This is a genomic window from Thomasclavelia sp., assembly GCF_017889095.1.
Taxonomy (GTDB): Bacteria; Bacillota_I; Bacilli_A; order Erysipelotrichales; family Coprobacillaceae; genus Thomasclavelia.
The window spans coordinates 1-2,180 of the sequence record NZ_JAGHEW010000404.1 but is presented as its reverse complement, the minus strand read 5'-3'; the positions used below and the strand labels follow the sequence as shown (position 1 = coordinate 2,180).

The following is a 2,180-nucleotide window of genomic DNA, read 5'->3' as shown; positions in this document are numbered from 1 at the left end:
AGCTAATCCAACTAGTGAAAGACAATTTATCATGTATGAAGCCTTAAGAAAAGGTGTTAGTGTTGAACAGTTACATGAATTAACACAAATTAAAACTTATTTCATTGAACAAATGAAAGAATTAGTTGAAGAAGAAGAAATGATCAAAACATACAAAGGTAAAGAATTACCAGTTGATGTTTTAAAACAAGCTAAACAAAATGGGTTCTCTGATAAATATTTAAGTCAGATTTTAGACATCGATGAAGCTACAATTCGTCAGTTACGTAAAGATAATGGTATTAATCAAGCTTGGGAACCAGTTCACGTAAGTGGAACTAAAGATAGTGCTTATTATTATTCTACATATAATGCTAAAGATCATAGTGATATTCATCATGATAAACAAAAAATCATGATCTTAGGTGGTGGACCTAACCGTATTGGTCAAGGTATTGAATTTGACTACTGCTGTGTTCATGCTGCTTTAGCTCTTAAAAAATTAGGATTTGAAACAATTATTGTCAACTGTAACCCAGAAACAGTATCAACTGATTATGATACTTCTGATAAGTTATATTTTGAACCATTAACTTTAGAAGATGTTTTAAGTATTCATGAAAAAGAAAAACCAGTTGGAGTAATTGCTCAATTTGGTGGTCAAACACCACTTAACTTAGCTGCTCAATTAAAGAAAAATGGGGTTAATATTTTAGGTACAACACCTGAAACAATTGATATGGCTGAAGATCGTGATTTATTCAACGAAATGATGGAAAAATTAGAAATTCCAATGCCAGAATCTGGAATGGCTGTTGATGTTGATGAAGCCTTAGCAATCGCTGGAAAAATTGGTTATCCATTAATGGTTCGTCCTTCTTATGTACTAGGTGGACGTGGTATGGAAGTTGTTTATGACGATGCCAGCTTAACTGAATATATGAAGGCTGCTGTTGGGGTGACTCCTGATCGTCCAATTTTAATTGACCGCTTCTTAAATAATGCGATGGAATGTGAAGCTGATGCTATCAGTGATGGTGAAAATGTATTTGTTCCTGCAGTAATGGAACATATCGAATTAGCCGGAATCCATTCAGGAGATTCAGCATGTATTTTACCATCTAAACATATCCCAATGCGTCATTTAGAAACAATCAAAGAATATACTAAAAAGATTGCTAAAGAAATGAACGTTCGTGGTTTAATGAATATGCAATATGCAATTGCTGATGATAAAGTATATGTTTTAGAAGCAAATCCAAGAGCTTCAAGAACTGTACCTTTAGTATCTAAAGTATGTAATGTAAATATGGTTAAAATTGCTACTGATATCGTTACTTTAGATTTAACTGGTAGAAAATCACCAGTACCAGAACTTACAGAAAAGAAAATTCCTCATATTGGAGTTAAAGAAGCTGTCTTCCCATTCAATATGTTCCCTGAAGTTGACCCAATTTTAGGACCAGAAATGCGTTCAACTGGTGAAGTTTTAGGTATTGCAAGTTCTTATGGTGCTGCTTTATATAAAGCAGAAGAAGCAGCTAAAACAATCTTACCAACTGAAGGTAAAGTATTAATTAGTGTTAGTGATTTAGATAAACCAGAAGTTGTTGATTTAGCTCAAGGATATTATGATGCTGGATTTACAATTGTAGCTACTGGTAAAACATATCAATTAATTACTGAAAATGGTATACCAGCGCAAAAGATTAAAAAGATTCATGAAGGTCGTCCAAATATCAGTGATGCCTTAACAAACGGTGAACTAGCTATGATCATCAATACACCAAATGGAAAACAAAGTGTTCATGATGATAGTTATATTCGTAAATCAGCTATCAAGATGAAAATTCCATACGTAACTAATATTGCTGCTGCTAAAGCATCATTAGAAGGTATTATGGAAATGAAGATTCATGGTAGTCATGAAGTAAAATCATTACAAGAATATCATCGTGCAATTAAATAGTAAATGAAGATGAAATCAGTTTTTCTGGTTTCATCTTTTTATTCTTTTCATCTATAATATATTCAAAGTTAGAATCACTTGTCAAAAGAAGATTCTTTGACTGATTCCTACACACAAAAAAACTAAAAAGATTAAAAGATATATCGGTATAACGGTATAATATAGTAAAGGAGGATATAACTATGTCACTAAAAAGCATATTAAAAGAAAAAAATATATCCCAATATAAGTT

At 32.0% G+C, this 2,180-nt stretch carries 1 protein-coding gene; it reads left to right on the top strand.

Annotated features, from left to right (window positions below):
* Positions 1–1,948, top strand: a 1,948-nt coding sequence (carB, locus tag J7M77_RS16730) for a carbamoyl-phosphate synthase large subunit (protein ID WP_296880631.1), incomplete at its 5' end; no start/stop codon positions are given.
* Positions 1,949–2,180: the final 232 nt, after the last annotated feature.